Annotated in this window: 7 protein-coding genes; 2 read left to right on the forward strand and 5 right to left on the reverse strand. The window is 39.4% G+C overall.

Going from position 1 to position 5,381, the window contains the following annotated elements; translation table 11 throughout:
* Together AC4MRQ_RS24740 and AC4MRQ_RS24745 are read left to right on the forward strand one after the other, a co-directional pair.
* The coding region (locus AC4MRQ_RS24740; RefSeq protein ID WP_491200411.1) for a hypothetical protein at positions 1–453 on the forward strand (453 nt) is incomplete at its 5' end.
* Positions 454–590: 137 nt separating this feature from the next.
* Positions 591–1,265 (forward strand): inorganic pyrophosphatase, encoded by a 675-nt coding sequence (locus AC4MRQ_RS24745; protein WP_491200412.1) that lies wholly within the window; start codon positions 591–593, stop codon positions 1,263–1,265.
* Position 1,266: 1 nt separating this feature from the next.
* Here AC4MRQ_RS24745 and AC4MRQ_RS24750 read toward each other — a convergent pair whose 3' ends face one another.
* From AC4MRQ_RS24750 to AC4MRQ_RS24770, 5 genes are all read right to left on the reverse strand, one after another.
* A complete protein-coding gene (locus AC4MRQ_RS24750; RefSeq protein WP_491200413.1) occupies positions 1,267–2,517 on the reverse strand; it encodes a sensor histidine kinase in 1,251 nt (416 codons plus the stop codon).
* A 60-nt stretch (positions 2,518–2,577) separates the two neighbouring features.
* Positions 2,578–3,252 (reverse strand): response regulator transcription factor, encoded by a 675-nt coding sequence (locus AC4MRQ_RS24755; protein WP_491200414.1) that lies wholly within the window; start codon positions 3,250–3,252, stop codon positions 2,578–2,580.
* A gap of 51 nt (positions 3,253–3,303) precedes the next feature.
* Positions 3,304–3,747 carry a hypothetical protein gene (locus AC4MRQ_RS24760; RefSeq protein WP_491200415.1) on the reverse strand — a complete coding sequence of 148 codons (444 nt, stop codon included), beginning with the start codon at positions 3,745–3,747 and terminating at the stop codon, positions 3,304–3,306.
* Positions 3,744–5,114, reverse strand: a complete 1,371-nt coding sequence (hemG, locus tag AC4MRQ_RS24765; RefSeq protein WP_491200416.1) for a protoporphyrinogen oxidase — start codon at positions 5,112–5,114, stop codon at positions 3,744–3,746. The genes AC4MRQ_RS24760 and hemG overlap by 4 nt, the downstream gene beginning before the upstream one ends.
* Positions 5,107–5,381, reverse strand: a 275-nt coding sequence (locus tag AC4MRQ_RS24770; RefSeq protein ID WP_491200417.1) for a ferrochelatase, incomplete at its 5' end; no start/stop codon positions are given. The genes AC4MRQ_RS24770 and hemG, both read right to left, overlap by 8 nt.

A 5,381-nucleotide genomic window follows, 5' to 3' on the forward strand; every position in this document is an offset into this window, starting at 1 on the left:
TTTGTGACCAATCCAATGCCGGTATCCAACAAAATGGTTTTTCACAAAGACGGCCATACGCTTAACAATCATTATGAGAACCTTTTCTGGGGTAATCAAAAAGATGCTAACAAAAAAACCAGTCAATTACGCAGGGAGCTTATTAAGAATCATAATTTTAGAGGTGGTTCTACTATTTCACCTGATGACTCGCTAAAAATAGCTAAGCGTCTTGATGCCGGAGAAAAGGCTACAGCCATTGCAAAAGAGTTCAATGTTTCTGATATGAGCATTGCACGTATTCGCAAACGTTATTGCAAAACCAAGAGTGTGTCACCACGATATAGTGATGATGTTAAAGAGATGGTAATGAAGCTACTGGAGACTCATAGGCCAGCGGAGGTAGCTAAAAGTACAGGCATGCGATACGAGACTATTCTTAGGTGGAGAAATCAATATAAGCCTAAGGATTAATTAAGTTCACGTTTGTCGTGGCTTCTCTTTAATGGTTTTCAGTTAACAGGCTGACAATTATCATGAGTGACGGATAAAACATTCTGTTACTTCGTGTTGTTGTATAATCAATCCAAAAATTATCTAAAGAGAAGAATATGACATCAAACAGCATAATGGACCCAATTGGTCGGCTGATGGGACTTCGTTACAAATCGCACCCCTGGCATGGTGTTGACATTGGCGACAACTCTCCTGAGATACTAACCTGTTTTATTGAGGTTGTTCCAACTGATACCATTAAGTATGAAGTAGATAAAGTAAGTGGTTATCTGCGCATTGACCGACCTCAAAAATATTCTAATGTGGTTCCGGCTCCTTACGGGTTTATTCCGCAAACCTATTGTGGTAAGCTGGTAGGAGAATTTTGTGCTCAAAAATCAGGGAAAAAGGATATCATTGGTGATGGAGATCCTTTGGATATATTGGTATTGACCGAAAAGGACATACCCCATGGTGATGTATTGGCTCAGGCTATTCCGATAGGCGGGTTCAGAATGCTGGACGGCAATGCGGCTGACGATAAAATTATCTCTGTACTTAAGAATGATGTAGTATACGGAGAGTATAAGGACATAAGTGATTTGCCAGAGATGGTGATAAAACGTCTGAAGCATTATTTCTTGACCTATAAAGATATGCCAGGACTCAGCAATGAATCCGAGATAACTCATGTTTACAATGCTGAAGAAGCCAAGGAGGTGATTGAACTTTCGATTAAAGATTACGAGAATCGCTTTGAAGGACTCAGAAAAGCCTTGTCAAGTTATTAATTCAATTTGATGTAAATTTGAGTAAAAAGATATGCTCATTATCTTTTTGCTCGTAGCGAATGGTTATTTCTGATATATCGCAGATTCGTTTCACAATAGATAAGCCAATTCCTAATGATTGCGGGTGTTGGCTGTTTTTTTGAAAGCGGCCGAACATCTTCTCTGGTTCATGGCTAACCAATTGACCACTGTTGCTTATCTGCAATTCCTGATCCTTGATGTCGATCTTTATAAATCCATCCTCGATGTTATGACGGATCGCGTTTTTAAGCAGATTTTGAATCAAGGTGTGTGCCAGTGAGGCATTCATCTTTTTTCGTAAAACCATCTGAGATTGCATCTCAACCTTCAGACCAGCCTCTTCAATAAATGGCTCCAGATTTTCGAGCTGTGCCCTGATTATTTCATTAAAATCAATGTTTTCAGCGTCGGCGAATACACGGTGATCCAACTTAGCCAGAAAGATGAGGGCTTGGTTGGTTTTGGATAGACGGTTTGTAGTTTCAATCAATCCGGCGATAGAAGTGATCTGTTCTTCGGTGAGATTATCGGATTGAATCAACTCATCCAATTTAGCATTAATAATGGCCAAAGGAGTTTGTAATTCATGCGATGTATTCTCGGTATATTCTTTCAATCGCTCGTAATCTTCCTTAATTTTTTTATCAAGGGCATTAAATACCTCATTCAGTTGTTCGAACTCATCAATGTCAGATGTCATCAGGTCCAACCGGTTATCCTTATTAACATCAAAGGAGCGAAGCTTATTGATAGTATCGTAAAAAACCGACAGTGAATACTTGGTTGATGCCCGGTTAACCAGGTATAAGATCAGAAAGAAAATAACCGGGAAGACAGTCAGCATCAAGGTAAACTTCATCACCATTAAATCAGATGGCGCTGTTGAACGAACCACCTCATAACGAATGGCTTTGTCAGAACCAATTGGTTTCAGATAGTTGAGTTTTCGGTAGAATTCATAGTTTTTGCTGATGGTATTGAGAATTACAGTATCTGAAAATGAATACTGTACTTGTTCGAGTGAAACAGGAAGCGTATCTATTTGGACATCAGCATAAGAAAGGGCAGGGGTATTTATCTTTTCGACTTGTCGCTGAGCTTCAAGTAATTCATTGTTAAACATTTTATTGACTGCATAGCGAATAAAATAATAACCACCCAAGCTACCAACAAAGAAGAAGAAGATGCTGGCGGATATAAAGTTAAGACCGGTTTTGGTGATAAGTTTCATATAAAATATAGTATCAAGACTTGAGTACAAAGTATTAAGATGATTTACAGCCTCTATAAACTAAGAATCCGTAAACTTATAGCCAACGCCATACACATTTTTGATATAATCACCGCAACCTGCCTTAATCAGCTTTTTTCGCAGATTCTTAATATGTGAATAGATTAAATCGTCGGTAAAGCCATAATCCATAAAGTCTTTCGACATGTGTTCACCAATTCCTGTTTTGGTTAATACCCTGTTTTTATTCGCAATAAAATAAACAAGCAAGTCAAACTCCTTCTTTGTCAGGTCAATCGGAGTACCATCGATTTTAACTAATAGCTCACTGGGAGTAATTTCCAGTTCATTGAAAACGATTTTCTCCTCACCCTTAAAATGTACTCTTCGAACCAGGGATTTCAAGCGGGCATTTAATTCCGCCATTTGAAAAGGTTTGGTCAGGTAATCGTCGGCACCCAGCTCCAGACCTTCAATTTTATTATCTAAACTATCGCGGGCCGATACAATTATAATACCTGTTTGCATATTCATCCCCTTCACTTTCTTCACAACTTCCAGGCCATTACCATCAGGCAGGTTAAGATCCAGAATAATGATATCGAACAAACTATCTGCAAGATCAAGTGCCGAAGTCAAATCACCGGCTATCTCACAATTGTGTCCTTCTGATTTGATAAATTGTTGTATAGTCTGTGCCAATTGCGGCTCATCTTCTACGACTAATATCTTCATTTTAAATATGCTCAAGGATTTCGACAATAGTCGAAAATCCGGTTTTACAAATTAAATGGAGTACCTGACAATGTTCATCACCATTGAGATCATAATCATGGAACAGGCAATACCAAAATAAAGAAAATTCTTCTTAAAGATAAGTTTAGGTGTATGATTGCTTTTGGCGAATATCCATCCGATGTGACTAATGACCAATGTAAAAACCATTAAAATGAAATGCTCCATCGCCCAGAACCTTCCTTTGACCACTTGCTTTTGGTAGACTTCCATGTCGCCGCTGCTGTACTCTACCATATACATAACAAATAAGGCGGTTCCAAGGATGAGCTGAAAATAGAGCAGGAGGGTTGCTGTCAAAGGCAAACTCACATCATATTTGCTAATGGATATCTTCTTTAATAACCCACCAATGGCTCTGATAAGCACAATAGCTGTGATGATAAACGCTACAATGCTGGTTATAATATGCAATATCAGAATCAGATTTCTCATTGACCAATTTCATTAGCAATCAAGGTAGCTTGTTTTATTCGGTCGGCCATGCCAATTCCATCTCGCAGGTTACCGGCAATGATTAAACCCGGATATTGCTTTTGCACTTCATCAATGGCTTTAAAGCGCAGACCGGAAGATACTCCGTATTGCGGTATGGCATGAGAATAGCGCTTAAGCTTAACCAGAGATGGATTAAATTCAGCGACTTGCATCAAATCACAGAACTCTTTCTTAAGTATATCCATAATGTTATCATCAGACAGATCACACAAAGCTTCGTTGCGAATTCCTCCCATAAAGATGGTTAGTAAAGCTCCACCTTCAGGGGCTCGTCCTTTAAACAAAGATGACATAAATAATACGCCTAGTAAATCCCTTCCTTCTTTATGCGGGATAAGCCCGCCGAAACCATCTAATAGTCGTCCTTCCCATTTGTTAAAGCCTAATGATACTTCAACCACTCGTGCATATTTCAGGTTGGTAAGGTCTTGCATTGTTCCATTGTCGATAAATGGTAAGGTCTCAGGTAATCCCACAGAACCGATTGTTGTTACTACTTTTGTAGCGCTTATAGTTTTTTCACCTTCACCGCCTTCGTAAGTAACCTGATATTCGTTATCATTGGGCTTAATTGTTACTTTGTCAGCACCAAAGGTAAAATGTTCTTCACCAGCACTATTCAGCAATGCATCTGTTAAGCCACTTAATCCTCCTTCGATAGAAAAAACAGCCCTATCCGTGCGTTTCTCCAATTCGGTCTTGGGCTCTTTTGCTTTCTTTCGTGCACCACCTATGAAACTACCGTATTTCTGTTCCAGATTATACAGTTTAGGCATGGCATATCGTGTGACCAGCTGAGCCGGATCACCTGCATATATACCAAGGATAAAAGGATCGATGGCATAATCCAGAAAGCTATTACCCATCCGGCGTTTAACCATCTCGGCTAATGTTTCATCCGGATTGCTTCCTTTCTTTCGGAACGGTTCTCCTAATATCCTGAATTTGTCTTTAAGTGTGAATAAAGGGGTGGTAATAGCAGATAAAGGTCCATGAGGTAAAGCATTCCAGCGTCCATCTTTAAGTACATAACGGATTTTCACCAAATCATTACCTTTTTCAATTTTTATGCTATCACCCAGATCATCAAACAAGGTCACCACTTCCGGGTGTGACACAATTCCTGAGTTAGGTCCTGATTCATATATGAAACCATTCTCCTTCTGTGTATGAACAACACCTCCGTGGCGGTTCTGTCGTTCAAGGACTTTGAAATTGACGCCTTTCTTATTTAGATGGTGGGCTAATGTTAATCCGGTAACACCAGCACCAATTATAATTACATCGTAATGCTGATTACTCATTGACAATTTGTTTCAGTGTATCAATAAATAAAGGATGAGCAACTGGTATTTCAACACGTGATATGTGATCAACCCGTTCATCTTCCTTATAGATATCAACCAGTTTAATATTTAAGTCGTAGACCGTTTCGAGGCACTCAGTTGTAAAACTAACAGGGATGAGTACCACATTTTTTTCTCCTTCCTGAACCAGTTCTTCCAGGTAGTCGTCAGTATCTGGTCCAACCCACTTAACAGGTCCAACCCGCGACTGGAAAGCCACCTGGT

Source organism: Carboxylicivirga sp. (assembly GCF_982718395.1).

Coding starts and splice junctions, on each gene's coding strand:
- AC4MRQ_RS24745 (WP_491200412.1), top strand. CDS start 591: ATGACATCAAACAGCATAATGGACCCAATTGGTCGGCTGATGGGACTT.
- AC4MRQ_RS24750 (WP_491200413.1), bottom strand. CDS start 2,517: ATGAAACTTATCACCAAAACCGGTCTTAACTTTATATCCGCCAGCATC.
- AC4MRQ_RS24755 (WP_491200414.1), bottom strand. CDS start 3,252: ATGAAGATATTAGTCGTAGAAGATGAGCCGCAATTGGCACAGACTATA.
- AC4MRQ_RS24760 (WP_491200415.1), bottom strand. CDS start 3,747: ATGAGAAATCTGATTCTGATATTGCATATTATAACCAGCATTGTAGCG.
- hemG (WP_491200416.1), bottom strand. CDS start 5,114: ATGAGTAATCAGCATTACGATGTAATTATAATTGGTGCTGGTGTTACC.